The 26222-nt window shown below is 71.4% G+C and carries 27 protein-coding genes; 12 read left to right on the forward strand and 15 right to left on the reverse strand.

Annotation, left to right across the window (positions count from 1 at the left end; genetic code table 11):
- Positions 1-1287 (forward strand): hypothetical protein (locus VGJ24_RS00610; RefSeq protein ID WP_331498490.1); only part of this gene is annotated, 1287 nt, incomplete at its 5' end.
- Between the two features lie 10 nt (positions 1288-1297).
- On the opposite strand, the gene VGJ24_RS00615 is transcribed toward VGJ24_RS00610, so the two are convergent.
- Positions 1298-2524, reverse strand: coding sequence for a hypothetical protein (locus tag VGJ24_RS00615; protein ID WP_331498491.1), 1227 nt, complete (start codon positions 2522-2524; stop codon positions 1298-1300).
- A gap of 1 nt (position 2525) precedes the next feature.
- On the reverse strand, positions 2526-3188 hold the full coding sequence (locus VGJ24_RS00620) for an SAF domain-containing protein (protein WP_331498492.1): 663 nt from the start codon (positions 3186-3188) through the stop codon (positions 2526-2528).
- Positions 3189-3289: 101 nt separating this feature from the next.
- Here VGJ24_RS00620 and VGJ24_RS00625 point away from each other — a divergent pair, with 101 nt between their 5' ends.
- Positions 3290-3541, forward strand: coding sequence for a helix-turn-helix domain-containing protein (locus VGJ24_RS00625; protein WP_331498493.1), 252 nt, complete (start codon positions 3290-3292; stop codon positions 3539-3541).
- Positions 3542-3545: 4 nt separating this feature from the next.
- Here the strand turns inward: VGJ24_RS00625 and VGJ24_RS00630 are convergent, their stop codons facing one another.
- From VGJ24_RS00630 to sigE, 3 genes are all read right to left on the reverse strand, one after another.
- Positions 3546-4931 carry a S1C family serine protease gene (locus VGJ24_RS00630; protein WP_331498494.1) on the reverse strand — a complete coding sequence of 462 codons (1386 nt, stop codon included), beginning with the start codon at positions 4929-4931 and terminating at the stop codon, positions 3546-3548.
- A 63-nt stretch (positions 4932-4994) separates the two neighbouring features.
- Entirely contained in the window at positions 4995-5519 is a 525-nt protein-coding gene (locus VGJ24_RS00635) for a hypothetical protein (RefSeq protein ID WP_331498495.1), read from the reverse strand.
- On the reverse strand, positions 5516-6142 hold the full coding sequence (gene sigE / locus VGJ24_RS00640; RefSeq protein ID WP_331498496.1) for an RNA polymerase sigma factor SigE: 627 nt from the start codon (positions 6140-6142) through the stop codon (positions 5516-5518). The genes VGJ24_RS00635 and sigE overlap by 4 nt, the downstream gene beginning before the upstream one ends.
- 260 nt (positions 6143-6402) lie before the next feature.
- Here sigE and VGJ24_RS00645 point away from each other — a divergent pair, with 260 nt between their 5' ends.
- On the forward strand, positions 6403-7053 hold the full coding sequence (locus VGJ24_RS00645; RefSeq protein WP_331498497.1) for an O-methyltransferase: 651 nt from the start codon (positions 6403-6405) through the stop codon (positions 7051-7053).
- 99 nt (positions 7054-7152) lie between these two features.
- On the opposite strand, the gene VGJ24_RS00650 is transcribed toward VGJ24_RS00645, so the two are convergent.
- Positions 7153-8658, reverse strand: a complete 1506-nt coding sequence (locus VGJ24_RS00650; RefSeq protein ID WP_331498498.1) for a leucyl aminopeptidase family protein — start codon at positions 8656-8658, stop codon at positions 7153-7155.
- A gap of 22 nt (positions 8659-8680) precedes the next feature.
- The gene (locus VGJ24_RS00655) at positions 8681-8848 is read right to left on the reverse strand and encodes a DUF3117 domain-containing protein (protein ID WP_329652256.1); all 168 of its coding nucleotides are present in this window, start codon (positions 8846-8848) and stop codon (positions 8681-8683) included.
- Positions 8849-9091: 243 nt separating this feature from the next.
- Here VGJ24_RS00655 and VGJ24_RS00660 point away from each other — a divergent pair, with 243 nt between their 5' ends.
- Together VGJ24_RS00660 and VGJ24_RS00665 are read left to right on the forward strand one after the other, a co-directional pair.
- A complete protein-coding gene (locus VGJ24_RS00660; RefSeq protein ID WP_331498499.1) occupies positions 9092-9868 on the forward strand; it encodes a PaaX family transcriptional regulator C-terminal domain-containing protein in 777 nt (258 codons plus the stop codon).
- A gap of 23 nt (positions 9869-9891) precedes the next feature.
- Positions 9892-10692, forward strand: a complete 801-nt coding sequence (locus VGJ24_RS00665) for an enoyl-CoA hydratase-related protein (RefSeq protein ID WP_331498500.1) — start codon at positions 9892-9894, stop codon at positions 10690-10692.
- Between the two features lie 96 nt (positions 10693-10788).
- Here VGJ24_RS00665 and VGJ24_RS00670 read toward each other — a convergent pair whose 3' ends face one another.
- From VGJ24_RS00670 to ileS, 6 genes are all read right to left on the reverse strand, one after another.
- On the reverse strand, positions 10789-11571 hold the full coding sequence (locus tag VGJ24_RS00670) for a M14 family zinc carboxypeptidase (protein WP_331498501.1): 783 nt from the start codon (positions 11569-11571) through the stop codon (positions 10789-10791).
- A 7-nt stretch (positions 11572-11578) separates the two neighbouring features.
- Entirely contained in the window at positions 11579-11986 is a 408-nt protein-coding gene (locus VGJ24_RS00675) for a hypothetical protein (RefSeq protein WP_331498502.1), read from the reverse strand.
- Positions 11987-12070: 84 nt separating this feature from the next.
- Positions 12071-12337, reverse strand: coding sequence for a DivIVA domain-containing protein (locus VGJ24_RS00680; RefSeq protein ID WP_331498518.1), 267 nt, complete (start codon positions 12335-12337; stop codon positions 12071-12073).
- Complete coding sequence (locus VGJ24_RS00685; protein WP_331498503.1) at positions 12337-13095, reverse strand: TIGR00730 family Rossman fold protein; 759 nt, start codon at positions 13093-13095, stop codon at positions 12337-12339. The genes VGJ24_RS00680 and VGJ24_RS00685 overlap by 1 nt, the downstream gene beginning before the upstream one ends.
- A 4-nt stretch (positions 13096-13099) precedes the next feature.
- Positions 13100-14173: a succinyl-diaminopimelate desuccinylase gene (gene dapE / locus VGJ24_RS00690; RefSeq protein WP_331498504.1), complete on the reverse strand. Its 1074-nt coding sequence runs from the start codon at positions 14171-14173 to the stop codon at positions 13100-13102.
- Positions 14174-14235: 62 nt separating this feature from the next.
- Positions 14236-17505, reverse strand: a complete 3270-nt coding sequence (gene ileS / locus VGJ24_RS00695) for an isoleucine--tRNA ligase (RefSeq protein ID WP_331498505.1) — start codon at positions 17503-17505, stop codon at positions 14236-14238.
- Between the two features lie 399 nt (positions 17506-17904).
- Between ileS and VGJ24_RS00700 the strand changes: the two genes are divergently transcribed.
- The 6 genes from VGJ24_RS00700 to VGJ24_RS00725 all read left to right on the forward strand — a co-directional run bounded on the left by VGJ24_RS00700 (position 17905) and on the right by VGJ24_RS00725 (position 23863).
- Positions 17905-19479 (forward strand): hypothetical protein, encoded by a 1575-nt coding sequence (locus VGJ24_RS00700; protein ID WP_331498506.1) that lies wholly within the window; start codon positions 17905-17907, stop codon positions 19477-19479.
- A gap of 10 nt (positions 19480-19489) precedes the next feature.
- A complete protein-coding gene (locus VGJ24_RS00705) occupies positions 19490-20986 on the forward strand; it encodes a hypothetical protein (RefSeq protein WP_331498508.1) in 1497 nt (498 codons plus the stop codon).
- Positions 20987-21041: 55 nt separating this feature from the next.
- The gene (locus VGJ24_RS00710) at positions 21042-21593 is read left to right on the forward strand and encodes a DinB family protein (RefSeq protein WP_331498510.1); all 552 of its coding nucleotides are present in this window, start codon (positions 21042-21044) and stop codon (positions 21591-21593) included.
- A 10-nt stretch (positions 21594-21603) separates the two neighbouring features.
- Positions 21604-22563, forward strand: a complete 960-nt coding sequence (gene dapD, locus VGJ24_RS00715; RefSeq protein ID WP_331498511.1) for a 2,3,4,5-tetrahydropyridine-2,6-dicarboxylate N-succinyltransferase — start codon at positions 21604-21606, stop codon at positions 22561-22563.
- Positions 22564-22570: 7 nt separating this feature from the next.
- Positions 22571-23413, forward strand: a complete 843-nt coding sequence (locus VGJ24_RS00720; RefSeq protein WP_331498512.1) for a hypothetical protein — start codon at positions 22571-22573, stop codon at positions 23411-23413.
- A gap of 141 nt (positions 23414-23554) precedes the next feature.
- Positions 23555-23863, forward strand: coding sequence for a hypothetical protein (locus VGJ24_RS00725; RefSeq protein ID WP_331498513.1), 309 nt, complete (start codon positions 23555-23557; stop codon positions 23861-23863).
- Positions 23864-23881: 18 nt separating this feature from the next.
- Here VGJ24_RS00725 and dapC read toward each other — a convergent pair whose 3' ends face one another.
- Together dapC and fdxA are read right to left on the reverse strand one after the other, a co-directional pair.
- Positions 23882-24991, reverse strand: coding sequence for a succinyldiaminopimelate transaminase (dapC, locus tag VGJ24_RS00730; RefSeq protein WP_331498514.1), 1110 nt, complete (start codon positions 24989-24991; stop codon positions 23882-23884).
- Between the two features lie 10 nt (positions 24992-25001).
- Positions 25002-25328 (reverse strand): ferredoxin, encoded by a 327-nt coding sequence (gene fdxA, locus VGJ24_RS00735; RefSeq protein ID WP_331498515.1) that lies wholly within the window; start codon positions 25326-25328, stop codon positions 25002-25004.
- Between the two features lie 56 nt (positions 25329-25384).
- Between fdxA and VGJ24_RS00740 the strand changes: the two genes are divergently transcribed.
- Positions 25385-26222, forward strand: an 838-nt coding sequence (locus tag VGJ24_RS00740) for a GNAT family N-acetyltransferase (RefSeq protein WP_331498516.1), incomplete at its 3' end; no start/stop codon positions are given.

The following is a 26222-nucleotide window of genomic DNA, read 5'->3' on the forward strand; positions in this document are numbered from 1 at the left end:
GCCCAGGACCTCCCGATCTCGCGTGGCCTGGCGATCACCGGCGCCGCGATCGCGGTCGCGCTCTCGTTCGTCGTACTCGCGCTGGCCTGGCGGACCCCCCGGTACGACGCAGCCACCAGCGGCCGGCCGGCTCCTGCCTGGCTGTCGGGGTTCGTCGACTCGATCTGGTGGCGCGGGTTCCTGCACCTGGTCGGCCTGCTCGCGCTGGCCTATCTGATCATGATCGCGGTCCTCGGCAAGGACCTGCTGATCAACCCGATCTTCGGCATCTTCTACGTCTGGATCTGGGTCGGCGTGCCGGTCGCCTCGGCGCTCTTCGGCCGGGTCTGGCGGGCGATCAGCCCGTTCCGGCTGATCAGCGCGGGCATCGCCCGCGTCTCGGGCGGTCACCCGGACGAGGGGCTGATCACCTATCCGGAACGACTCGGCATGTGGCCGGCCGCACTCGGTCTGTTCGCGTTCGTCTGGATGGAGCTGGTCTACCCCCACAACGTCGACCTCTCGCCGGTGCGACTGTGGCTCGGCGTCTACCTGGGCCTGATGATCATCGGCGGCGCGCTGTTCGGGAACACGTTCTACGCGCGGGCCGACCCGTTCGAGGTGTACTCCTCGCTGATCGCCCGGCTCTCGATCTGGGGACGTCGCGACGGGCAGCTGGTCCTGCGCAGCCCGCTGGCCAACCTCGACACGACCCCGGCGACGCCCGGACTCGTCGGCGTCATCTCGGTGCTCTTCGGCAGCACGGCCTTCGACGCCTTCCGAGACTCGACGCGGTGGCTGACGTTCATCCAGGGCACGGGCTACTCGACGTACCTGCAGAACAACCTGGGCCTGCTCGGCTTCTGCCTCGCGGTCGGGCTGATCTTCTGGCTGGCGTGCATCGCGACCGGCGTCGGGCCGGAGCAGTCGCGCAACCGGCTGCCCGACGTGTTCGCGTTCTCGGTGATCCCGATCGTGCTCGGCTACATCGTCGCCCACTACCTGAGCTACGTCGTCGAGATCGGCACCCAGACCCTGATCCAGGCCAGCGACCCGCTCAGCAACGGCAGCAACCTCTTCGGCACCGGCACCCTGGCCGTGCCGTACTGGCTGTCCTACCACCCGACGTTCCTGGCGAACACCAAGGTGCTCTGCGTCGTGATCGGCCACGTAGTCGCCGTGATCGCGGCGCACGAGCGCGCGATCAAGGTGCTGCCGAAGAAGCACCAGCTCACCGGCCAGCTCCCCTTGCTGGCCGCGATGGTCGCCTTCACCGTCGGCGGCCTGTATCTGCTGTTCTCGACCTGACCAGGCCGGGTCAACGGCGCAAGAGGCGGCGGCGCTCGCGTCGTCGGTGCGGCGCGGGTGGTGGCACCACCGCATCGCTGAGTACGGCGAGCGCCCGCGCGAGCTCGGAGTCACCCGCTTCGGGGATGCTGGTCCCGGTCGTCAGTGCGCGGTCGGCGGCGGCGCGGTCGTCGGGCAGGAAGTGGACCGCGGCCAGTCGGGCGAACCCCTCGACCATGCCGGTGATGTCGCGCTCGGACCAGCCGAGGCTGGAGCGCATCCGGTTGACCACGACGCGCACGGGTGCCCCGGAGCGGCGTTCGCGGAGCTCGACCAGGCCTCGGGCGAGCCGCGAGAGGCCCACCGGGTCGGCGGTGCCGACGACCAGCACCTCGTCGGCCACCTCGAGGGCGGCGAGAGTGAGCTGGTTGCGCCCCGGGCGGGCGACGAGGTCGCCCGCAAGGTCGTCCTCGAGGCTGAAGCCGGTGTCCACGATCACGTGCCCGTGGTCGCGCCCGACCTCGAGGAGGTGCTCCACGACGCCCGATCTCACCTCGACCCAGCGGTCGGCCCGAGGCAGCCCGGTGACGACGGTCAGACGATCGCCGAGGGCTCGCCGTACCGAGCCGAACCGCGCCTCCAGCACACCGTCGGCCGTCAGCCGGGCAGCACTCAGCATCCCCGAGACCTCGTCGAGGACACCGAGGTGCTGGGCGACCGACCCGCCGTAGGGGTCTGCGTCGACGAGCGTGGTCAGCAGTCCACGGCGGGCGAGGGCGGACGCCAGCGAAGTCGCGACGGTGGTGCGGCCGGGTGCGCCGGCCGGTCCCCAGACGGCGACGATCCGGCCGGGGTCGCCGGGCTCGGCAGGCAGGTCGGCCTCGTCGAGTGCCGCCTCGTCGAAGGCCGGCAAGTCGACGTCCGCCGCGAGCGCATCGGGCAGGAGCTCGAGGTCGCCGGGGTCGACGAGGACGTCGATGCCGACTCGAGCGGCGCGGGTGCGGGCGGTCTCGGAGTCGACCGCCACCGCCACCACGCGCAGCTGGAGCCGGTGGAGCACGTCGACCGCGGTCGGGTCCAGCCCGGGCGCATCGAGGGCGACGACCGCGGCGTCCGCCTGTCCGGCACTGCTCGTCGCGAGCAGCTCGTCGATGTCGACGCACCGCTTCAGCACGACCATCCCGCTGCGAGCTCCGATCACCTCCAGAGCGGGCGACTCCCACGGCGCCCCCGCGGCCACGACCAGGACGACGACCACGTCAGCCCCGGCCGACGACCGTGAGCGCGGCGTCGTCGGTCGAGGCGAGCAGCCGGAAGAACCGCTGCGCCTCACCGCCGGACATGCCCAGCACCAACATCCGCGTGCCGTCGGAGCCGAACGCGTCGTCCGCCGCGGGCGCGTCGAGCACGGTCACCCCGGCGAGGACCGGCTGGCCGTCGCACACGGTGGACGCCTGGCACCCGGTGCGACTCCCCGGCCGGAGGTAGACGTCGACGGAGTCGCCGACCCCGACCTCGGCGGGTACCTGATCGGGCGGCACCGCGACCGGCACCTGGCGCAGATCACCAGCGGCGGCCGGTCCGACGGCTAAGCGCGGCACCAGCTCACCGGCGCCCACGTCACGGCTCAGCCGGAGGTCGGCCGGCAGCTGTTCGTCGGCGCGGAAGTAGAGCGCGGACGCGTCCGCATCGTCGAACCGGACCCGGCGTACGGCGAGATCGTCGGCGGTGAGCACGTGCCCGGCTCCGAGCGGGTCGGCGGCCGCCCAGACCGGCACGGTGTCGTCGGAGGTGCCGAGCACGAGCCCCCCGACGAGGACGGAGGCGGCCACGATCGCCACGCCGAGCCACAGCCGCGGGTCGCGCCAGCCGGGTGAGGTGACCCGCCTGGCGGCAGGCGTGTCCGTGATCCCGAGATTCACCCCCACATCATGACCCGGATCCGGGCCTGCGCGGCACCCCTCCTCCACAGGCGGTCGCCGTGCCTCGATGACCGCTCGTTCACACGTGCAACGATGGCCCCATGCCTCCCAGCTCTCGGTTCCTCACGCTTGCGGACGTCGCCGAGGTCCTCAGCACGTCCAGCGCCCAGGTCTACGCCCTGGTCCGCCGCGGCGAGCTGCCGGCGATCAAGATCGGTGGACGCGGCCAGTGGCGGGTCGAGACCAGCCAGCTCGAGGCCTACATCGACCGGATGTACGACGAGGCGCGCGCGTTCGTCGACGCCCACCCGTTCACCGAGGGCGACGCGAAGGCCGAGCCGCCCGCCGAGTGAGGCCTCAGCCGATCTGCGACCCGAGGGTGATCCGCAGGCTCATCTGCGATCCTCCGCGCTGCACCGTGAACGGGATCGTGTCTCCCGGCTGGTGGGCGCGGATGGCCACGATCAGCGCGATCCCGTCCGCCACCTTCTCACCGGCGACCTCGGTCACGACGTCGCCCTTGCGCAGACCCCCCTTGTCGGCCGGCCCGTCGGAGTTGACCTTCAGGATCTTGGCCCCCACGTCCTCGGTGCCGAGAGTGTCCACCGTCGCGCCGATCACGGGGTAATGCGCCTCGCCGGTGCGCAGGATCTGGTCGGCGGTGATCTTGACCTGGTCGATCGGGATGGCGAACCCCACCCCGATGTTGCCGGCCTCGCCCGTGCCGCTGCCGGTGGTCGCGATCGCGGAGTTCACCCCGACCACCTGTCCGGTGAGATCCACGAGCGGGCCGCCGGAGTTCCCGGGGTTGATCGCGGCGTCGGTCTGCACGGCGTTGATGTAGGAGGAGTCCGCACCGGTGTCGCTCGTGGTCACAGGCCGGTTGAGCGCACTGACGATGCCCGCGGTCACGGTCGAGCTCAACCCCAACGGCGACCCGAACGCGACGACCTGGTCGCCGACGCGGAGCACCTGCGCCGATCCCAGGCTCGCCGGCGGTAGCTCCGGCCCACCCTTCACGTACAGCACGGCGAGGTCGTACGTCGGACTCCGGCCGACGACCTTCGCGGCGTACTTGTCGCCGTTCTCGTCGACGATCTCGATCGGTCCGTGGTTCTCGACGGCATCCGCGACGACATGGTTGTTGGTGATGTAGTGGCCCGACTGGTCGAGCACGAAACCCGACCCGGTGGCCCCGTCCTTCTTGCCCTGGTACTGCGCCAGCACCTGGATGGTGCTCGGCAACAGCCGCTGCGCCACCGACGCGACCGAGCGGTGGCCGGGTCGCAACGGCGCCTTCGACACGGTGCCGGCCTCGTTGAGGCCGCCGGTCACCCGACCCTCGGTCGAGCTCGAGCGGAGGTTCTCGTACGCCGCTCCCCCGAACACGCCACCGATCAGGCCGATCACCAGCGCCAGCACCGACACCACCGGCCACACCCAGCCGGAGACCCGGCCGCGCGGGGGCTCGGCCGGCCGGTGCTGGACCGGGTACGACTGGGTGCCCAGGGGGACGTACGTCGGACGGGTCGGCTCGGGTGCTCCGGCGTACGGCGGGCCCTGCGGCGGGCCCTGAGATGGGCCCTGAGATGGGCCTTGTGGCGGGCTCTGTGGAGCGGGCGGCGGACCCGGCGGCGCCCAGTGGTGCGGCGGCGTCTGCTCGCGCGCGGGGGGCCGGGTGTCGTCGCCGGGCGCGCTCAACGGCGCGGTCTCCTCGCTGTCGCGGGGGTGCTCGTCGGTCACGGGTCCTGACTCTCCACAGGGATGCCGGCCGGACTCGGACGGCCTGCCGGGCCCGAGCAGGCCCTACGGCGCGAGTGTACGACGCGGCCCGTGGGCCGCCGGCGGGGCGTCCTGGCGGTGCTGACCGTGCCCGGAGGACCGACGATCGCGGTCGATGACGGTCGTGATCGCGTGCGTGATCGAGCCGAACGACTCGGAAGGGGGCCGCACCACTGCTCCGGGTGCGTTCGCCGGAGCGGCACCCAGGGCGAGCACGCCCATCACGGCGGCGCCGACGGCGCCGCTCCCGATGCCGGTCATGCCGAGGTGACGACGGCGGGCGCCGGCGTCAGCCAGGGCGGGGTGATCGGACAGGGAGGGCCAGTCGACGATGCCGCGCACCAGTAGCGACCCCTTGAGGTGCGACGGCGCGGCCGCCCCACCGCCCAGCTGCATGGTCGCCAGCCGGGTCTTCACCCAGCCCTCGCGCTCGACGGCGTCGCGGCACTGATGGCAGGAGTGAACGTGGTCCCAGGCGCGCTCCTCGTCGGCCGGGGACAGCTGGCCGTCGAGGAGTGCACTGACCCGGGCGCCCAGGTGGCCGATCACGACGCGGTCCCGGGTGCGAGGTCGGACGCCGAGACGTCAGGACCTTGGTAACGCGTGCGGCCCTCGGCCGGGGCTCGGTGGGCCAGCGCGGCACGCAGCATCGCGCGGCCACGGTGGATGCGCGAGCGCACGGTGCCGAGCTTGGCGTCGAGGATCTGGGCGATCTCGTCGTACGACAGGCCCTCGACGTCACAGAGCACGACGGCTGCGCGGAACTCCGGCGGCAACGTCGACAGCGCCTTCTCGACGTCGTCGTCGAACGTCTGGTCGGCGTACGCCGTGTCGGGCGAGGGCAGGGCGCTGTGGAGCCGATCCGCGCGCTCGTCGGACAGGGCGTCGAACCGGATGCGCTGCTTGCGGCGGGCCTGGTCGAGGAACAGGTTGGTGGTGATCCGGTGGATCCAGCCTTCGAAGGTCCCGGGCTGGTACGTCGAGAGGCTGCGGAAGACGCGGACGAAGACCTCCTGGGTGAGGTCCTCGGCATCGTGCCGGTTGCCGGTCAGCCGGAACGCGAGCCGGTAGACCCGGTCGGAGTGCTGGTCGACGATCTCCTCCCAGGTGGGCACTCCAGGCGTGGCTCGGGGCGCGCCCGCGGGCTCGTCGTACGAGTGTTCCGCCTCCACGAGCTCCTCCTGGCGACGCCTGCGCGTCTGGTGCGATCCCGACCTGAACAGTGCCCTGCCTCCGTCCTCGAAACTCTCGTCGCCACGGCTGAGAGGAACCTGTGAGAACGCGCCCCAGCAGCGTGTGAAATGTCGCTTCCTCCAACGAACGACGGGGGGTCCGGTGTTCCCGGCGGCGGTCCCGGATCGCCGGCACTTTCTCGGTGACGGGGGCGATAGGGTCGCGATGATCGCCGTCCCCGGACCGGAAGGCCGCCACGATGACCGTCACCCCGCCCAAGCCCGCGAGCTGGTCCTACGCCGAGGGGTTCGTCGAGGAGGACGAGGTCCTCGCCGCGGCGCGCGCCCGGGCCGAGGAGGTCGGGGCGGTCGCGATCGGCTCGGGCGGTGGGGCCGCACTGCGCTTCCTGGCGTCGCTGATCGAGGCGCGGGCCGTGGTCGAGGTCGGCACCGGGGCCGGGGTGTCCGGGCTCTGGCTGCTGCGTGGCATGCGCTCCGACGGCGTCCTCACCACCATCGACATCGAGGCCGAGCACCAGCGGCTGGCGCGCGAGTCCTACAACGACGCCGGGATCCCACCGCAGCGCGCGCGGACGATCGCCGGTGCCGCGCTCGACGTACTGCCGCGGCTGACCGACGGCCACTATGACCTCGTCTTCTGCGACGGGGACAAGGCGGAGTACGCCGCGTACCTCAAGGAGGCGCTTCGGCTCCTGCGACCTGGCGGGATCGTGGCGTTCGACAATGCGCTGTGGCACGACCGGGTGGCCGACCCGGCGCAGCGGGACGAGGAGACCACGGTGATCCGCGAGCTCGGCAAGGAGATGGCGGCCGACGACACGCTGGTCCCGGTGCTGCTCCCCGTGGGCGACGGCCTGCTCGTCGCGAAGAAGGAGTGGTCTCCGGAGTGAGCGAGGACTGGCCGATCGGACGGAGTCCGAGCGGCCAGGCCGGAGCGAACGCCGCAGCGAGCTTGCTCGCCAGGCGGCCTGACAGTCAGCCGATGACAGTCAGCCCACGATCCCGGCCAGCGGATCAGGACCCGTCAGCCAGGTGAGCAGGGCACGCGGGCCGAAGCCCGAGGGCCCCTTCGTCCACTCGAACGAGTCGTTCGGCGCGTCGCCGGCCGAGGCGATGTCGAGGTGCGCCCACGGCACGTCGCCGGCGAAGTGCTGGAGGAACAGGGCGGCGGTGATCGCGCCGGGGCCGCCGGGCGAGTTGTTCGCGTCGGCGATCTGAGAGGTGAGGGTGTCCTCGTAGTCGGGCTCGAGCGGGAGGCGCCAGAGCGGCTCCCCGGCCGCTGCGGCGGCCCCCGAGAGGGCGTCGGCCAAGGCGTCTCGGTTGGCGAAGAAGCCGCCCGTCCACTGGCCCAGCGCCACCTTCATGGCGCCGGTCAGCGTCGCCACGTCGATGAGGACGGCCGGTTCGAGCTTGTCGAGGGCGTAGGCCATCGCGTCGGCGAGAACCAGTCGACCCTCCGCGTCGGTGTTGAGGACCTCGCTGGTGCGTCCGCCGTAGTGGGTGACCACGTCGCCCGGACGCAGCGAGGAGCCGCCGACGGCGTTCTCGGCGGCGGGGACGAGCCCGGTCACGCGCAGGGGACACCCGAGGGCGCCGAGGGCGCCCAGCACCGCCATGACGACGGCGCCACCGGTCATGTCTCGCTTCATCGTGGTCATGCTCTCGGCCGGCTTGATCGAGAGTCCGCCGGAGTCGAACGTGATGCCCTTGCCGACCAGCACCACGCGCGCGGCCTTGCGGCCCCCGGCGGGGGTGTAGTCGAGGCGGATCAGCCGCGGCGGCGTCGCCGAGCCCTGGCCGACGCCGAGGATGCCGCCGAAGCCCTGCTTGCTGAGCTTGTTCTCGTCCCAGACCTCGACGGCCAGGCCGTGCTCGCCGGCGATCTGCTCCGCCTGCCCGGCCAGCCACTGCGGCGACTTGAGGTTGGACGGCACGGTCGCGAGCATCCGGGAGCGCCAGCCCGCGCCACCCAGAGCGAGACCGCGCTCGAGCGCGGAGGCGTGGTCGTCGCCCGCGAGCCCGGCCAGGACGACCCGGCGTACCGGCTCGTGCTCGGGACCCTGCGAGCGCCAATGGAAGACGAAGGAGCCGAGCATGGTCCCGACGACGAACGCGGTCAGGGCCTCGGCGTCCCCTCCGGCCGGGATGCTGGTCGCCACCGACTCGTGGTCGAACGACGCGCGTGCGACCGCGGCACCGGCGCGGCGGTAGTCCGTGACGGTCTCCTCGCCGAGCCCGACCAGCAGCACCAGCCGCAGGTCAGGGCCACCGACGGGTACGACGACGACCTCGCCGCCGGTGCCTTTCACCCGACGAGATGTCAGCACGCCGGCCAGGTCGAGCCCGGTCGCCTGGGCCGCCTCGGCGGCTCCCGCGCCCAGCACCGGCGCGTCGTCGGCCACCGTGAACGGGAGCGCGAGGACCTCGACCCCGGTCAGCTCATGCGGCGGCCGACCGCTGAGCGCGAAGGCGGGCGGTGAGACCTGGGCCGGCAACGTTGCAGTCTGTGTGGGCACGTCAGCCCACAACCTCCTTGAGGGCATCACCCAGAGCGCCGGCTTCTTCCGCGTTCAGCTCGACGACGAGACGGCCACCGCCCTCGAGCGGCACGCGCATCACGATGCCGCGGCCTTCCTTGGTGACCTCGAGCGGACCGTCACCTGTCCGCGGCTTCATTGCCGCCATCCGCGCACCTCATTCTTGTCGTTCTCTTCGTGGCTGGACCCGGACACAGGGGACGAGAGCCCCACACGCGTCTGATGCGCTGGCCATTATCCCCTATCGCGACCTCCGACGTCCTCGACCCTGTCGCGGGCACAGTCGCGAGCACCATCGCAGGTACTGTTGCGAGCACCGTCGCGAGCACTGTTGCTAGCACTGCCGCGAGGCCTCGCGCGACCTCCTCGCTCGAACTGGCACAGTGACCGCATGCGAGCGCGCTCGGCTCTGTTCGACGTGTACGGCGACCACCTGCGCTCGCGCGGCGACCAGGCGCCGGTGTCCGCGCTGATCCGGTTGCTCGAGCCGGTCGGGATCGCGGAGCCCGCCGTCCGGACCGCGATCTCGCGGATGGCTGCGCAGGGCTGGCTGGAGCCGGCCCGGGTGGACGAGGCCCCGGGCTACCGCGCCTCTCCGCGTGCCATCGAACGGCTGTCCGAGGCGGCCGCCCGCATCTACCGCAGCGCACCGGAGCCGTGGGACGGGCGCTGGCGACTCGTCTTTCTCGAGGCACCGCGTCAGCGCGGTGAGCGCGAGCGGCTGCGGAAGGAGCTGACCTACCTCGGCTACGGCGAGCATGCGCCGGGCGTGTGGCTGTGCCCGTTCGACCGGCCCGAGGTCGACGAGGTGGTCGGCCTGGCCGGCGGTACGGCGCGGCACGCGGTCGCCGTGGAGCTCGATCCCGACCCGGTCGGCGCGTGGGACCTCTCCGGGCTGGCTGCGTCGTACGCCGCATGGCCCCGGGTCGCCGACCGGCTCGTGAACGACGAGCCGGCGCACGCCGACGAGGACGAGAAGGCGTTCGCCGCGAGGTTCCGGTTGGTCCACGAATGGCGCAAGTTCCTCTTCGACGACCCCGGCCTGCCCGCCCGGCTGCTGCCAGGCGACTGGCCGGGCGTCCGAGCGGCCGAGCTGTTCACGAGCGAGGCGGCGCGTCTCAAGCCGGCAGCCGACCGGTTCGTGGGTCGGTGCCTCGGCACCGCCTGAGGACCCTGTGAAAGCCTGCCGTCATGGCTGATGACGTGTCCCCCGTGCTGCTCGAGGTCGCCGACGGAGTCGCAACCGTCACCTTCAACCGCCCCGATGCGATGAACAGCCTCGACATCGCCACCAAGGTGGCCGTGCTGGCCGCCCTGCGCCATGTCGCCGACGACCCGGCGATCCGGTGCGTGGTGCTGACCGGCACGGGGCGCGCGTTCTGCGTCGGGCAGGACCTCAAGGAGCACGTCGAGATCCTCAAGAGCGGGGCCACGGACTCGTTGTTCCGCACCGTCGACGAGCACTACAACCCGATCGTCACCACGATCGTCGGGATGCCCAAGCCGGTGGTCGCCGCCGTGAACGGCGTGGCGGCCGGAGCCGGCGCCAGCCTGGCGTTCGCGTGCGACCTGCGGATCCTTGCCGACACCGCCGGCTTCAACCTCGCCTTCGCCAACATCGCGCTCTCCTGCGACACCGGCTCGAGCTTCACGCTCCAGCGCCTCGTGGGGCGGGCCAAGGCGATCGAGCTGCTGTACTTCCCGCGCACGGTGAAGGCCGACGAGGCGCTGGCGCTCGGCCTCGCCACGCAGGTGGTGCCCGCCGGCGAGCTCACCGAGATCGTCACCGGACTGGCGACCCGGCTCGCGGCCGGCCCGACGGTCGCGCTCGGCGCGATGCGGCAGTCGCTGGCGTTCGCCGCCGACCACACGTTCCTGGAGGCGGTGGAGTTCGAGTCCGCGCAGATGACCCGCACCGGCCAGACCGCCGACCACGCCGCGGCCGTCGATGCCTTCTTGGCGAAGGAGAAGCCGGTCTTCGAGGGGCGCTAGGCACTGTCATAACTGCGCGATCGCGCAGTTATGACAGTGCCGGGGGCCGAATCGCTGTCACAACAGCGCGATCGCGCGGATATGACAGCCCCCCGATCAGCTCTGGGAGGTCCCGTGTGAGGCGCCGCGCCAGGCGCCGAACAGCTTCAGGATCTTGGCGGGTGCCGCCCGGAGCTTTGCCCTCGGCGGGGACGCGCCGTACTCCACGGTCAGCGCGAAGCCCTTGAACGCGTGGTTGTACCACATCGTCATGGTGCCGTGGCAGCTGCTGCCGCACCTCAGGTGCGAGGTCGGCAGGTCGAGGGCGCGGGCGACCCGCTTGGAGAACTTCGGCCGCTGCGTGATGTCGACGGCGTGCAGCGGCTGGTGGAAGGACAGGATGATCGCCGGCTTGATCCTCGACAGGAAGCGCATCATCGCTCGGGTCTCGGGCTCCGAGCGAGGCTTCGGCCCGGAGTCGTAGTTCCCGGTCTGTCGGATCCACTTGTACGGGTAGTTGCGGTTGGGGTCGACGCCGTGGGCGTTCTTGCGGGTGTGATGGGCGAACCCGTCCGGGTTGTAGACCGGCACGACCCACAGGTCGAGGTGGTGGACCTTGGCGCCGTTCACCAGGTTCATCAGGATCCGCCGCGGCGCGGGCTCGTTGCCGTGCATGAGCGAGATCAGCACGACCTTCTTCTTGCCCGGCTCGCCCAGGTGCCAGGCGACGATCTTGCGGCCCTGCACCGAGTGGCCGATGACGCGTTTCCCGATCACGGCGGGACGGCCGTCGGCGGCCACGGTGGGCTGCCACGGCAGCACCAGGAACGCCGGCAGCAGGGCGAGGCAGAGCAACGCCCCGAGGAGCGGCGTACGACGTGAGCGAGCGGCCCGAGACATCAGCGCCTCATCCCTGTGTGGCATAGAACCAGGTGAACACGAGCACGCCGACCAGCATCCCGACATGGGCCAGGACCGACAACCCCGGCCCCTCCGACCAGCGGTCGTCGGCGGTGTCCGAGGCGTGCTTGCCCCGGCTCGGGACCCAGCGAAGCAGGATCATCAGCCCGGCCAGCGCGGTGAGCCAGTAGAAGAAGAGCGCTACGACCCCGACCAGAGACATGTCGTGACCGGTGACCAGGAAGACCACCCAGAGCACCAGCGCGACCACCCCGAAGGCGGAGTGCGCGTTCACCGTCCCCATCCCCACCTGGTGCTGCCCGGCCGCCTGCGCCTGCGAGAGCCGGACCCGGGTCAGGACGACGACCACGGCGGACAAGAAGGTGAGGACGTAGACGATGTACTCGGGCTTCACGGGCCCCCAGTGTGCCCTAGGGCACGTCTCTCGATTCGGAGGCGCCTGCTGCGCGGGGTTTCGCGCCGAAGTGAGAGAGGCACCCTAGTCGCTCTCACCGGTGTCAGGCTCCGCCTGCTCCCGCTCCTCGGCGAGACGGCTGAGCAAGGCATCCACTTCGGCCATCCGATAGCCGCGGAAGGCCATCGGGAACCGGATCCGGCGCAGGTCGTCGGCCGTGATCGGCCCGTCGGCGGGCACCAGCGTGTCGGGCGCGTCGTCGTACGCCGGCGACATCGGCGTCCCGCGTCCGGAGGCGACGACCGCGACCCCACCCAGAGCGAGCACGATCAGGATCGCGAACAGCCACATCACGGCGTCATCGCCTCGGACTGGCGGCGAGCACGCGCCTCGACCATGAGCTGGACGGCGTGGTCGACGTCGTCGGTGAGCTGGAGCATGTCGACGTCCGACTGGCTGATCGTGCCGTGCACCAGTGCCCGGTCGCGCAGCCAGTCGATCATCCCCTGCCAGTAGTCCGTGCCGATCAGCAGGAGCGGGAAGCTGGTCACCTTCTGCGTCTGCACGAGGGTGAGCGCCTCGAACAGCTCGTCGAGGGTGCCGAGACCGCCGGGCAGGACGATGAAGCCCTGGGAGTACTTCACGAACATGGTCTTGCGGGCGAAGAAGTAGCGGAAGTTGATGCCGACGTCGACCCAGGCGTTCAGGCCGCTCTCGAAGGGCAGCTCGATGCCGAGGCCCACGCTGATGCCGCCCGCCTCGCTGGCACCCTTGTTGACGGCCTCCATCGTGCCCGGTCCGCCACCGGTGATCACCGCGAAGCCGGCCGCGGTCAGCTTCCGGCCCACCTCCTCGCCGATCGCGTACGTCGCGTCGTCGGGCTTGGTGCGCGACGAGCCGAAGCAGGCGATCGCCGGGCCGAGCTCCGCGAGCGCGCCGAACCCCTCGATGAACTCCGCCTGGATGCGCAGCACTCGCCACGGGTCGGTGTGGACCCAGTCGCTGGGCCCTCGGGAGTCCAGCAGCCGCCGGTCGGTGGTGGTGCCGTCCACCTGGCTGCGGCGCATCACCACCGGGCCCTTGTACTTCTCGTGACTGCTGTCGGTCATCTCGTCATCCCGTCCTTCCGAGCCACGCCGCCAGCAGCCGCTCGCAGTGCCGGATCTGCTCCAGGGGCACGAACTCCTCCTGCTTGTGCGCCAGCATCGGGTCTCCCGGCCCGAAGTTCACCGCCGGCACCCCGAGCGCGCTGAACCGGGCCACGTCGGTCCAGCCGAACTTCGGGTTCACCGTGCCGCCCACGGCCTCGACGAACTCCTTGGCTGCCGGCCGGTCGAGTCCCGGCAGCGCGCCGGGCGCACTGTCGGCGACCCGGACGTCGTACCCGTCGAAGAGGGTGCGGAGGTAGGCCTCGGCCTCGGCCTCGCTGCGGTCGGGAGCGAACCGGTAGTTCACGCTGACCGTGCACCGGTCGGGCAGGACGTTCCCCGCGACGCCGCCGCTGATGCCGACCGCGTTCAGGCCCTCGTGGTAGGTGAGACCGTCGATCACCGGCATCCGCGGCTGGTACGTCGTGAGCCGCTCCAGCACGGGCGCGGCGCGATGGATGGCGTTGTCGCCACGCCAGGCCCGCGCCGAGTGGGCACGCTCGCCGTGCGTCGTGACCTCCACCCGCATCGTCCCCTGGCAGCCGGCCTCCACCACGCCGTCCGACGGCTCCATCAGGATCGCGAAGTCGGCACGCAAGAGGTCTGGCACCTCGGTGGCGAGGTGGCCCAGGCCGTTGAGCTCGCTCTCGATCTCCTCGCACTCGTAGAGCACGTAGGTGACGTCACGGACCGGATCGGTGACAGTCGCGGCGAGCTTCAGGATCACGCCGTCGCCACCCTTCATGTCACAGGCGCCGAGGCCGTGCAGGTGGGTGCCGTCGTTGCGGCTCGGCAGGTTGTCGTTCAACGGCACCGTGTCGAGGTGTCCGGCGATGACGACCCGCTCACCGCGGCCGAGGTCGGTCCGCGCCACGACCGTGTGCCCCCGGCGTACGACGTCGAGGTGCGGCAGCGCCGTCAACGCCGCCTCCACCGCATCGGCGATCGCTTGCTCGTGGCGGCTCACCGACTCGAGGTCGACCAGCGCGGCGGTCAGGTCCACCACGTCGGCGGTCAGGTCGAGGTCCACGACGCCCATCCAACCAGCCGTTGGATCCGCCCTCCGGATGCGGCATCCGGACGATCCCGGTCGCCGGATGATCACGCCCGGCTGAGCTCGATCACCGGCTGGCCCACGTCGGCCTCGCGGACCTCGAACGAGGTCGCGAGCGTCTCGCGCCGGATCAGCTCGGCATGGGTGCGGGCGGCGTCGGCGGCGGCGGCGTCGGCCGAGATCGTCAGGGAGATCCGGTCGGAGACGTCCAGCCCGGCGTCGCGCCGGGCCTGCTGGACGGCGCGCACCAGGTCGCGGGCGACGCCTTCGGCCTCGAGCTCCGGCGTCACCGCGGTGTCGAGCACGACGAAGCCGCCGCCGGGCAGCAGCCCGGTCGCCGACTCCTCACCACCCGAGGCGACGGTCTCGAGCGCGTACTCGCCGTCCTGCAGCACCAGACCGCCGGCGGTGACGACGCCCGTCTCGGAGACCGTCCAGTCCCCCGCCTTGGCGGCGCGGATGGCGGTCTGCACGTCCTTGCCGAGACGTGGTCCGGCGGCGCGGGCGTTCACGGTCAGCCGCTCCGAGACGCCGTACGACGCGGCGTCCGGGTGGTCGGCGTCGAGCAGCCGCACAGACTTGACGTTCAGCTCGTCGGCGACGATCTCCTCGAAGCCCTCGAGCCGCTCGGCGCCGGCGACGACGACCGTCAGTGACAACAGCGGCAGCCGGTTGCGCAGCGAGGCGCCCTTGCGCAGCGCCGAGCCGGCCGAGCACACGTCTCGCACCTGGTCCATCGCCGCGACCAGCTCGTCGTCCTCGGGCAGGGCCTCGACCGACGGCCAGTCGGTCAGGTGCACCGACCGCTCGCCGGTCAGGCCGCGCCAGACCTCTTCGGTGGTCAGTGGCAGCAGCGGCGCCGCCACCCGGCAGACCGTCTCCAGCACGGTGTAGAGCGTGTCGAAGGCCGCCTCGTCGACGGTCCCGTCCGCCGCCCAGAAGCGCTCGCGCGATCGACGGATGTACCAGTTCGACAGCACGTCGAGGAACCGCTGCGTGCTGTCGCAGGCGTTGGCGACCTCGTAGCCGTCGAGCTCGCGGGTGGACTCCGCGACGTACTGCCGGGTCTTGGCCAGCAGGTAGCGGTCCATCGGATGGTCGGACTCGGTCGCCCGCTTCGCGTCGTACCCGTGCTCATGAACGGCGTTGGCGTAGAGGGCGAAGAAGTACCAGCAGTTCCACAGCGGGATCAGGACCTGCCGGACACCCTCGCGGATCGCCTGCTCGGTGACGATCAGGTTGCCGCCGCGCAGGATCGGCGACTGCATGAGGAACCACCTCATCGCGTCGGCGCCGTCGCGGTCGAACACCTCGCGTACGTCGGGGTAGTTGCGCAGCGACTTCGACATCTTCTGCCCGTCGCTGCCGAGCACGATGCCGTGGGAGACACACGTCTCGAACGCGGGCTTGTCGAACAGCGCGGTCGCCATGATGTGCATCGTGTAGAACCAGCCGCGGGTCTGGTTGATGTACTCCACGATGAAGTCGCCCGGGAAGTGGTGCTCGAACCAGTCGTGGTTCTCGAACGGGTAGTGCACCTGCGCGAAGCTCATCGACCCGGAGTCGAACCACACGTCGAGCACGTCCGGCACGCGGCGCATCGTCGATGTCCTGGTCGGGTCGTCGGGATTGGGCCGGGTGAGCTGGTCGACCCACGGCCGGTGCAGGTTGAGGTTGCCGTCGCGGTCGCGCGGCGCCCTCCCGAAGTCCGCCTCCAGCTCGGCGAAGCTGCCGTAGACGTCGAGGCGCGGGTACGCCGGGTCGTCGCTGACCCAGACCGGCACCGGGCTCCCCCAGAAGCGGTTGCGGGTGATCGACCAGTCGCGGGCGTTCGCCAGCCACTTGCCGAACTGCCCGTCCTTCACGTGCTCGGGGACCCAGGTGATCTGCTGGTTGTGGTCGAGCATGGCCTGCTTGAAGGCGGTCACCTCGACGAACCACGACGAGACGCCCTTGTAGATCAGCTTCTCCCGGCAGCGCCAGCAGTGCGGGTAGGAGTGCTCGTAGGTCTCACGCCTCAGCAGCACCGTCCCGGGCGTCACCGATCCTGTCTCGCCCTCGCCTCGGGTGGCCGCCTTCAGGTGGTCGTTGATCTGCAGGTTGGCATCGAAGACGAGCATCCCGGCGTACTCGTCGACCGGGTGGGTGAACCGGCCGTCCTTGCCGACCGGCATCACCGCCTCGATGCCCTCGCGGTCCGTGACCTCCTTGTCCACCTCGCCGAACGCGCCGGCGGTGTGCACCAGGCCGGTGCCGTCGGTGGTGGTGACGGCTTCGTCGGCGGCGACGATCCGGAAGGCGCGCTCGCGGCCGGCGTAGTAGGAGAACGGCGGTGTGTAGGTGCGCTCGAGGAGGTCCTTGCCGCGGTACCGCGCGAGCACCTCGGGCTCACTGTGTCCCTCCGGGGCGAGCTCGCGTGCGTACGCCGCGAGCCGGGCCTCGGCGAGGAGGTAGCGCGCGGTCCGCACGGTGCCCGGACTCCGCCGGCCAGGAACGGGCCCCTCGACCACGACGTACTCGATGTCCGAACCGACCATGATCGCCAGGTTGCTGGGCAGGGTCCACGGGGTCGTCGTCCAGACCAGGGCCAGCACCCCGTCCAGGTCGTCGCCACGATCGTCGAGCCGGCACCCGACGGTGACCGCAGGATCCTTCACCATCTGGTAGACGTCCTCGTCCATCCGGAGCTCGTGGTTGGACAGTGGCGTCTCGTCGTTCCAGCAGTAGGGCAGCACCCGGAAGCCCTCGTAGATCCAGCCCTTGTCGTAGATCTGCTTGAACGACCACATCACCGACTCCATGTAGTCGGCGTTCATGGTGCGGTAGTCGTTCTGGAAGTCGACCCAGCGCGCCTGCCGGGTGACGTACTCGACCCACTCGTCCGTGTACTCCATCACGGACGCTCGACAGGCGTCGTTGAACTTCTCGATGCCGAGCTCGACGATCTCGTCGGTGGTCTTGATGCCCAGCTGACGCATCGCCTCGAGCTCGGCGGGCAGGCCGTGGGTGTCCCAGCCGAAGCGTCGCTCGACCCGGCGGCCGCGCATCGTCTGGTAGCGCGGGATCAGGTCCTTCACGTAGCCGGTCAGCAGGTGGCCGTAGTGCGGCAGGCCGTTGGCGAACGGCGGGCCGTCGTAGAAGACGAACTCGTTGGCGCCGTTCTCTCCGGCGGGACGCTGCTCGACGCTCGCCCGGAACGTGTCGTCGGCCTCCCAGTAGGCGAGTACGCCCTCCTCGATCTGCGGGAACCGTGGGCTCGACGGGACGCCCGCACTCTCGGCGGCGTGCGCATCGGTGGAGACCTTCGGGTACGTCATCGGTGTCCTCGCTGGTTGAGGAGGGCAGCTGGGCCCGTCTCGAAACCTGCGAGGACGACCACCTCCGGCGAAGGCAACCGCGGTACCACCTCGCTTGCCCCGCCGGTGTGGCGGGACCGCTCGTTCGCGGGCTGTGACGGGCCCACCCGTCCGGGTCTAGTGGGACGGGCCGTGGTCACGGCCCGACCTTTCTTCCGGAGGCTCGCCGCTGATGACGGCTCGAACGCCTGTGGCTCCAGGGTACGGGGCCGACCGCGCCGAGAACTACTCGGTCGCACCGAACCGATGGTCTCGACACGGCGTCTGTTTACACGTTCCTCACCTCTCACTCAGCGAGCGGCGGGATCCTCAGGCGTGAGCTCGGTCATCGACCGCCGGAGCCAGGCGAACGGACGAACGATGACGACCTTGCACGTGCCGCGACTCCGGCTGCCGCCGCCGCTGCGCCGCGTCAGGACCGCCCGCCCGCACCGGTACGGCGACCCGGTGCTCGTCGGCCTGGTCGCCCTGGTGGTCTACGGACTCCACGGGTACGACGGGATCCTCCACCGCGACCTCGGAGTCTTCACCTACGGCGGGGAACGCGTCGCACACGGTGTGCCGCCGTACGTCGGCATCTTCAACTCGGTCGGTCCGCTCGCCGACGCCGTCCCCGGGTTCGCGATCTGGCTCGGGCACTTCGCCGAAGCGGACCCGATCCTGTCCGCACGACTGTTCTTCACCCTCCTCTCCGCCCTGGCCTGCTCGCTGCTGTGCGTGCTCGCGCGCGACACGTTCGGCTCACGCACTGCCGGCTTCGTCGCGCCGGCGGTCTTCCTGACCTTCGAGTGCTTCCTGGACCTCGCCTCGGACGGGCCGCGGGAGAAGACCACGATGGTCGTCTTCATGCTGGCCTGCCTGATCCTGCTCGGCCGGCGGCGATGGGCCGCGGCGGGAGCCTGCGCGGCTCTCGCGACGCTGACCTGGCAGCCGGTCCTCGCGGTGGCCGTGGCAGCCGTCGCCGCTGCCGCGATCCTGGACGAGCAGGACACCCCGAGGCGGATCCTGCTCCGCTTCACCGTCGGCGGTGCGGTGCCCGGCCTCGCCACCTTCTGCTACTTCCTCGGCGCCGGTGCCCTGTCGCAAGCGATCGATGGGTTCGTCCTGGTCAACGTCCGCTACACCGAGCAGCCTTCGGCGCTGGCTCACCCGCGGGCCACGTGGCAGATGCTCTGGCTCTCCTACCACTGGACCCTGCCGCTGGCGATCGCCGGGCTCGCGGCCCTGATCGTGCTCGGCGTACGGGCGGTGCCGTTCGCGCGTCGTCCCACCGTTTCGCCGGTCGCCCGACGACTGGTGATCACCGCGTCCGGGGCGCTCGTGGGCACGGGATGGACCCTGCTGGCCATCAACGGCGGGCCCGACCTGTTCGTGCTGCTCCCGTTCGCCGCCCTGGGCATCGCCGGGGTCGTGCTGCTGCTGCTCAGCCGGTTGCCTCGCCGCGGGGCGCTCGCGGGCGCCGCGGCGGTCGTGAGTCTGGCCGTGGTCGTCGCCGGAGTGGTGTCGGTGACCACCCGCGACGACCGACTGCTCGTGCAGCGCGCGGACGTCGACGCCGTTCTCGGCACCCAGCCACCGACCGCCACCGTGGTCGCGTTGAGCGCACCGGAGGTGCTGGCGCTGTCGGGACGCCAGAGCCCGGTCCCCTACCAGATCTTCAGCGGCACCATGGAGCGCTACCTCGCGGGCACGTATCCCGGAGGGATGGCGGGCTTCATGGCCACGCTCCGCCAGCTGCGTCCGACCTTCGTGGTCGTCGGCTCGACGTTCCACGGGTACTGGCCCTACCCCTGGCTGCAGCGCGACTACCGCCGGATCGGAGGTGGTGCGACCTTCACCTGGTACCTCCGGCGCTCCGCCGGGCACGACGCGCTGATCCGCGCTGAGATCGCGCACGACGAGGCGCTGGAGCCCTTCGGGCGGTGGCCCCGGTAGTTTCGCGCGCATGCCGCTGACCCGACGCGTGCCAGCTCGGGCTCTCGACCCGGCGTCGGCGGGACTCGTCGCACTCGTCGTCTACAGCCTGCACGGGTTCCACGGCACGCTCGACCGCGATCAGGGCACGTTCGTGTACGCCGGGCAGGAGGTGGCCCGGGGGGTTCCGCCGTACGCCGGCATCTTCAACTCGGTCGGACCGGTGGGCGACATGGTGACCGGGAGCGGGATCCGGCTCGGGTCCCTGGTGGGTATCGACCCGGTGCTCGCCGCCCGCCTGACCTACCTGCTCGCGTCCGCCGCGGCGGTGGCCGCGCTCAGCGTGCTGGCGCGCGAGGCCTTCCGCTCCCGCCTCGCCGGGGTGATCGCGCCGGCGTTGTTCCTGACCTTCGCCAGCTTCCTCAAGCTCGCCACCGCCGGGCCGCGGGAGAAGACCGTGATGGTCCTGTGCCTGGAGATCGCCCTCCTGCTGATGCTGCGCCGGCAGTGGTTCTGGGCGGGGGTGCTGACCGCACTGGCCACCCTGACCTGGCAGCCGGTGCTGCTCAGCGCCGTGGCCGCGGCCACCGTTGCCGTCCTCACTGCGGAGGGGCCGCGGCTGCGCGCGGCCGCGTCGTGCGTCGCGGGCGGCGCGGTGCCGACGGCTGTCACGGCCCTGATGTTCCTGGTCTCGGGCCATCTGCAGATGGCGTGGTGGGGGTTCGTCGTGGTGAACGTCGGCTACACCACCCAGCCGACGATCGTCGGCTCCTGGCGGCTTGTCACCACCGACTACCGCGCCTCGCTCGTCCTGGTGATCGCCGGGTGGGTGCTCGCTGTAGCGCTCGGCGCCGCCGCGGTCCGACGCGCGCGGCGTACCGGCGTGACTGCGGTGGACCGGCACCTGATGATCCTCGGCGCCGGCGGCCTTGTTGCCGGCCTGTGGTCCTGCTACGCGATCAACGGCGGAGCGGACCTGTTCGTCGTCCTCCCCTTCGCGGCGCTGGGCGCGGGCGGCGCCATCACCACGGCCGCGCACAGCCTGCCGGTCGCGACCGCGCGTCGGGTTTCCGCGGTCGTGGTGGTCCTCGCGGTCGCGGCCGCGACGGCGGAGGCGGTGGTCACGCGGGACTCGCGGCTGACCCTGGAACGACGTGACGCCACCAGCCTGGCCGGGCAGCTACCCGCGGGTTCCTCCGTGCTGTCGATCAACGCGCCCGAGGTGCTGGTGCTTCTCGACCGCCGCAACGCCACGCCTTGGCAGCTCGCCACCTCGGCGACGGCACCGTTCATGGACGACCACCTCGACGGTGGTCTGGCGGGGTACGCCGATCGCATCGCCGGGCGACGCCCGGAACTGATCGCCGTCGGTCGGCACAGTGAGGACGACTGGCTGGCCCCGGTCCTCCGGCGCGACTACGTCCGCGTCGGGGCCGGGGACCACTGGGCGTGGTTCGCCAGCAGGCGGCTGGCCCCGGCGCTCCGTGACCGCATGCGGGAGCTGAACCGGCAGACGTGGGGCCGCTGAGCACCGTCAGGTCCGTGATTTGGGTCAGGCTGTCCGACCCGGCAGAGTCGTCTGCGTGACCGAGCGCAAGTACCCCGACCTGTGGGTGGACCCCGAGGACGACCCCCGTCAGACCGACTCGAGCCCGCGGGGGGAGAAGGCAGTGCTCGGCGAGTACCTCGACCACTTCCGGATGACCTTCGAGCTCAAGTGCGAGGGCCTGGACGCCGAGCAGCTCGCGCGCCGTTCGATCCCGCCGTCGTCGATGTCCCTGCTCGGGCTGGTGCGCCACCTGGCGTCGGTGGAGTTCCACTGGTCCCGCCGCTTCATCGAGGGACACAACGACCTCGACCGGCCCTTCAAGTCACCCGAGGACCGCGACCTGGACTTCAACGGAGCGGTCGCGGACGACGCGGTCGTCGCCGAGGCGTGGGAGTCGTGGCGCCGCGAGGTGGCTCACGCCCGCGAGGTCTACGAGCGGTACGACGACCTCGGCACCCTCGTCGGCCCGGTCGGCGACGAGTCCGAGCTGCGCGAGATCGTCGTCCACATGATCGAGGAGTACGCCCGGCACTGCGGTCACGCCGACCTGCTGCGCGAATGCGTCGACGGGAGGACCGGTCAGTAGCCTGGCGGGCGTGAGCGAGCAGAGGGCGCACGGCTGGGGCCTGGCCACCGTCGTCACCGACGGTGCGGCCGAGGGCGCGGTGCTGGACACCTGGTTCCCCGCCCCGGCGCTGGGGGAAGGGGCGAGCGACGCCCGGTCCGGCGCCCGCGCGCCCGAGACCCTGGAACCTCTGGAACGCCTCGCCCGCGACCACGCCGTGCGCCGCGTGCGCACCGAGGTGCGGCACGTCGAGACCGACCTGGACGCGCCCCCGGCCGACGTTCCCGACGCCTACCTGCGCCTGCACCTGCTCTCCCACCGGCTGGTCCGGCCGCACGGGCTGAATGTCGACGGCATCTTCGGTGTTCTCACGAACGTCGTGTGGACCAGTGCCGGGCCCTGCCCGGTCGACGACTTCGAGAGCATCCGTCTCCAGCTCCGTGCCGACGGGCCGCTCCAGGTCTTCGGCGTCGACAAGTTCCCGCGGATGACGGACTACGTCGTACCCACCGGCGTCCGCATCGCCGATGCCGACCGGGTCCGCCTCGGAGCCCACCTGGCCCCGGGCACCACGGTCATGCACGAGGGCTTCGTCAACTACAACGCCGGCACGCTCGGCACCTCCATGGTCGAGGGTCGGATCACCGCCGGGGTCGTCGTCGGAGCCGACTCCGACATCGGCGGCGGTGCCTCGATCATGGGCACCCTGTCGGGCGGTGGGACGCAGGTCGTCTCCATCGGCGAGCGCTGCCTGATCGGCGCCAACGCCGGCATCGGCATCTCCCTGGGCGACGACTGCGTGGTCGAGGCCGGGTGCTACGTCACGGCCGGTACCAAGGTGACCATGCCCGACGGCCAGGTCGTGAAGGCGCTCGAGCTGTCCGGCGGCGACCACCTCCTCTTCCGACGCAACTCGGTGACCGGCACCGTCGAGGTGATGCCGTGGCGCGCCGGCGGGGTCGCGCTCAACGAGGCGCTGCACCGGAATTGACCCGCTGATGGGCGTCGTCAAACGGGCCGCCGCCGTGGTCGTCCCCCTCGCCCTGGTGGTCGGGGGCGTCTGGTACGGCGTCTCTCGGCACGGCTCGAGCGACGACAAGACCCTCGGCCAGTGCACGACCAAGGTCGGCAGGCTGACCGTGGTCCTCACCGACGAGCAGGCCCGCAACGCCAGCCTGATCTCGGCCATCGCCATCCGGCGCGGCATGCCCGCCCACGCGGCCACGATCGGTCTCGCCACCGCACTCCAGGAGTCGAAGCTGTACAACCTCCGAGGTGGCGACCGGGACTCGCTCGGGCTCTTCCAGCAGCGCCACTCCCAGGGTTGGGGGACGCCGCAGCAGATCCTCGATCCGGTGTACGCCACCAACGCGTTCTACGACGCCCTGACCAAGGTTCCGAACTGGACGACCCTGCCGGTGACCGAGGCGGCCCAGGAGGTTCAGCGCTCGGGCTACCCGTCGGCGTACGCCGTGTACGAGGGTGACGCGCGGGCGCTGGCCTCGGCGCTGACCGGCTACTCGCCAGCGGCGTTCTGGTGCCATCTCCCGAAGCCGGGCGCTGCCGCACCACCGGCGATCCGCCGCGCGGCCGGGCTACGCGACTCGCTCGCGCCCGCGTTCGGCGCGGTCGAGGTGCGCGTCGGCAGCGGGAGTCGTCTCGAGCTGCCGACGTCGTCGACGGCGCGCGGCTGGGCGGTCGCGTCGTACCTGGTGGCGCACGCTGCGCAGCTCGGGATCTCGAGCGTCGTCTACCGCGACCGCGGGTGGTCCGCGGAGAGCAATCGCGGCTGGCAGCACGCCTCGGACTCCGCCTCAGCGGATTCCGTCGTGATCGGGTGAGGCGACCGCCCGATCCGGGGCACGCGGGCAAAACTTTGCCTCGGAATCTCGTCGACGGTGGCTGTCTCGCCCTACTCTGGGACCAGTGCAGAGCCCGGGGGGGCTTTGGGGCGAAGAGCCGGGGGGCTCGGGGGGTCAGTCATGCACAGTTCCACACTCTTCACGGTCGGTACTGCGCTACGCCGAGCCGAGGACAACGGCTTGCCGGTCGAGGTGCTGGTGCACGGCCACTGGCTGCGCGGCACCGTCGTCGGCGTCGACGGGCAAGGCGTCATCCTGAGCACCCACGCCGAGCACTCGGTGGTGCGCCTGGAGTCGATCTCCGCGGTCCGCATCCCCGAGACCATGCCCGACGCGCCGGTGGCCGAGACCTTCGACGACCAGCACCAGCTCGCGATGGCGGGTCGCGAGGACGACGGCTCCTTCGCGATGCCGGGTGCCACCGTCTGAGCTATGGCGCCGATGGCGCTATGACGCAGCCTCGCCGAGCCGGCGGGCAGCGGCTTCGATGCGCTCGTCCTTCGCGGTGAGCGCTACCCGGACGTGCTGGGCGCCCGCACGCCCGTAGAACGTGCCCGGCGCCACCAGCATGCCCCGGTCGGCGAGCCGGGCGACCGTCCGCCAGCAGTCCTCGTCGCGCGTGGCCCACAGGTACAGCGACGCCTCGGAGTGGTCGACCCGGAAGCCCGAGCCCTCCAGCGCCGCCTTCAGCGTGGTACGACGTGCGGAATAGCGCGCGTGCTGCTCGTCCGCATGCGCGTCGTCGGCCAGCGCAGCGGCCATCGCGACCTGCTGCGGACCCGGCTGGATCAGCCCGAGGTTCTTCCGGACGGCGAGCAGCTCGGCGACCACCGTGGGGTCCCCGGCGACGAAGCCGCACCTGTAGCCGGCCAGGTTGGACCGCTTCGAGAGTGAGTGCACGGACAGGACACCGTCATGGCTCGCCCCGCAGACCTCGGGATGCAGCACCGAGACCGGCTCGCCCTCCCAGGCGCACTCGAGGTAGCACTCGTCGCTGACGACCAGGGTGCCGCGGTCGCGGCACCAGTCCACGACCTTCCTCAGGTGAGCGACCGGGAGCACGCGGCCGGTCGGGTTGGACGGTGAGTTCAGCCAGAGCAGCGCGGGGCGCTCCGGGCCGAGGCTGGTGAGCGAGTCGGTGGCGACCGTGCGAGCGCCGACGAGCCTCGCCCCCACGGCGTAGGTCGGGTAGGCGAGCTCGGGGATGACGACCGTGTCCCCGAGGCCGAGCCCCAGCTGCATCGGCAGGGACGCGACCAGCTCCTTGGTACCGACCACGGGCAGCACCCCGTCGAGGCCCAGCCCCGTCACGCCGTGCCGGCGGGACAGCCAGTCGATGGCGGCCCGCCGGGTCTCGGGGAGCCCGATGGTCTGCGGGTAGCCGGGCGAGTCGGACGCGGCCTCGAGGGCACGTCGTACGACGTCGGGGGTCGGGTCGACGGGCGTGCCCATCGAGAGATCGACGATGCCGTCGGGATGGGTGCGCGCGCGGTCGGCGTACTCGGTGAGCTGGTCCCAGGGAAAGTCGGGGAGACGCCGGGAGACCGGCGAGCTCATCGCAGCAGGGTCACTCGTCGTGCTCTTGCGGTGGGAGCTCGGCGACGAGCGCGTGGTCGTGGTCGATCTCGCCGAGCTTGGCGGCGCCGCCGGGCGAGCCGAGGTCGTCGAAGAAGTGGACGTTGGCGTCGTAGTAGCCCTTCCACTCCTCGGGTGTGTCGTCCTCGTAGAAGATCGCCTCGACCGGGCAGACCGGCTCGCAGGCACCGCAGTCGACGCATTCGTCGGGGTGGATGTAGAGCATGCGCTTGCCCTCGTAGATGCAGTCGACCGGACACTCGTCGACGCAGGCCCGGTCCTTGAGGTCGACGCACGGCTGGGCGATGACGTAGGTCACCAGGTCCTCCTGAACGGAATGCGTTGCTCTGTTGTGCAGAAGCCTAGTATCCCTGGGTGCCCGCCCCCGGAACGGCCCACGGCCTGGGCCCCCAGGTCGTCGGCCAGCGTGTCGTCGTACGCCGAGTGGTGCGCGGGGAGACCGGCCCGTCGGGTGGTCCGGCGATGACGGACGTGCTCGGAACCCTGCTCTCGTGGGACTCGGCGACCTGCGTCGTGGCACCCGAGTCTGGCGCTCCGGTGAGCATCGCACTGTCCGACATCGTGACCGGGAAGCCGGTGCCACCCCGGGGGTCGGTGCGGCAGCGCGTGTCGGTGCGCGAGGCCGAGATCCGGGCCCTGCCCTTGTGGACGTCCCCCACCACGCAACCACTCGGCGACTGGGTGCTGCGGGTCGTCGAGGGCGACCGGGGCAGAGGCTCGCGACGGGCCAACTCCTGCCTGGCGGTGGGCGATCCCGCCATTCCGTGGGCCGCGGCCGTCTCGGCTGTGCGTGACTTCTACGCTTCGCGCGGGCGCGACGTGCTGGCCCAGGTCGAGGCCGAGTCGTCGACCGAGGCCGACCTGCTCGCGGGCGGCTGGACGGCGCTCGGGCCGGCGGATGCGCCGTACCTCGTGGGGTCGCTGGTGATGGCGCGCCGCGTCGCGGGGCCGGACGATGACGTCGACGTCACCGTGGACGGCCCCAGGGTGATCGCCACCCTGACGGTCGACGGGGTCGAGGTGGGGCGCGGCCGGGCGGAGCTCAACGGCGACTGGCTCGGCGTACACGGGCTGTGGGTCGACGAGGCCCGACGACGACAAGGACTGGGCCGGCGTCTGATGTCTGGCCTGCTCGAGGCCGGTGCCGAGGTCGGCGCCGGGACGGTCTGGCTCGAGGTCGACCGGGAGAACT

It is taken from the genome of Nocardioides sp., from assembly GCF_036493135.1.
Lineage (GTDB): Bacteria > Actinomycetota > Actinomycetes > Propionibacteriales > Nocardioidaceae > Nocardioides.

Bases quoted from the DNA above. Each gene is read 5' to 3' on its own strand.
- VGJ24_RS00645 (WP_331498497.1), top strand. From the start codon at position 6,403: ATGACCGTCACCCCGCCCAAGCCCGCGAGCTGGTCCTACGCCGAGGGG.
- VGJ24_RS00685 (WP_331498503.1), bottom strand. From the start codon at position 13,095: ATGACCGACAGCAGTCACGAGAAGTACAAGGGCCCGGTGGTGATGCGC.
- VGJ24_RS00720 (WP_331498512.1), top strand. From the start codon at position 22,571: ATGGGCGTCGTCAAACGGGCCGCCGCCGTGGTCGTCCCCCTCGCCCTG.
- VGJ24_RS00665 (WP_331498500.1), top strand. From the start codon at position 9,892: ATGGCTGATGACGTGTCCCCCGTGCTGCTCGAGGTCGCCGACGGAGTC.
- VGJ24_RS00625 (WP_331498493.1), top strand. From the start codon at position 3,290: ATGCCTCCCAGCTCTCGGTTCCTCACGCTTGCGGACGTCGCCGAGGTC.
- VGJ24_RS00725 (WP_331498513.1), top strand. From the start codon at position 23,555: ATGCACAGTTCCACACTCTTCACGGTCGGTACTGCGCTACGCCGAGCC.
- dapC (WP_331498514.1), bottom strand. From the start codon at position 24,991: ATGAGCTCGCCGGTCTCCCGGCGTCTCCCCGACTTTCCCTGGGACCAG.
- VGJ24_RS00705 (WP_331498508.1), top strand. From the start codon at position 19,490: ATGCCGCTGACCCGACGCGTGCCAGCTCGGGCTCTCGACCCGGCGTCG.
- VGJ24_RS00700 (WP_331498506.1), top strand. From the start codon at position 17,905: ATGACGACCTTGCACGTGCCGCGACTCCGGCTGCCGCCGCCGCTGCGC.
- ileS (WP_331498505.1), bottom strand. From the start codon at position 17,505: ATGACGTACCCGAAGGTCTCCACCGATGCGCACGCCGCCGAGAGTGCG.
- VGJ24_RS00670 (WP_331498501.1), bottom strand. From the start codon at position 11,571: ATGTCTCGGGCCGCTCGCTCACGTCGTACGCCGCTCCTCGGGGCGTTG.
- dapE (WP_331498504.1), bottom strand. From the start codon at position 14,173: ATGGGCGTCGTGGACCTCGACCTGACCGCCGACGTGGTGGACCTGACC.
- VGJ24_RS00655 (WP_329652256.1), bottom strand. From the start codon at position 8,848: ATGGCGGCAATGAAGCCGCGGACAGGTGACGGTCCGCTCGAGGTCACC.
- VGJ24_RS00660 (WP_331498499.1), top strand. From the start codon at position 9,092: ATGCGAGCGCGCTCGGCTCTGTTCGACGTGTACGGCGACCACCTGCGC.
- VGJ24_RS00680 (WP_331498518.1), bottom strand. From the start codon at position 12,337: ATGTGGCTGTTCGCGATCCTGATCGTGCTCGCTCTGGGTGGGGTCGCG.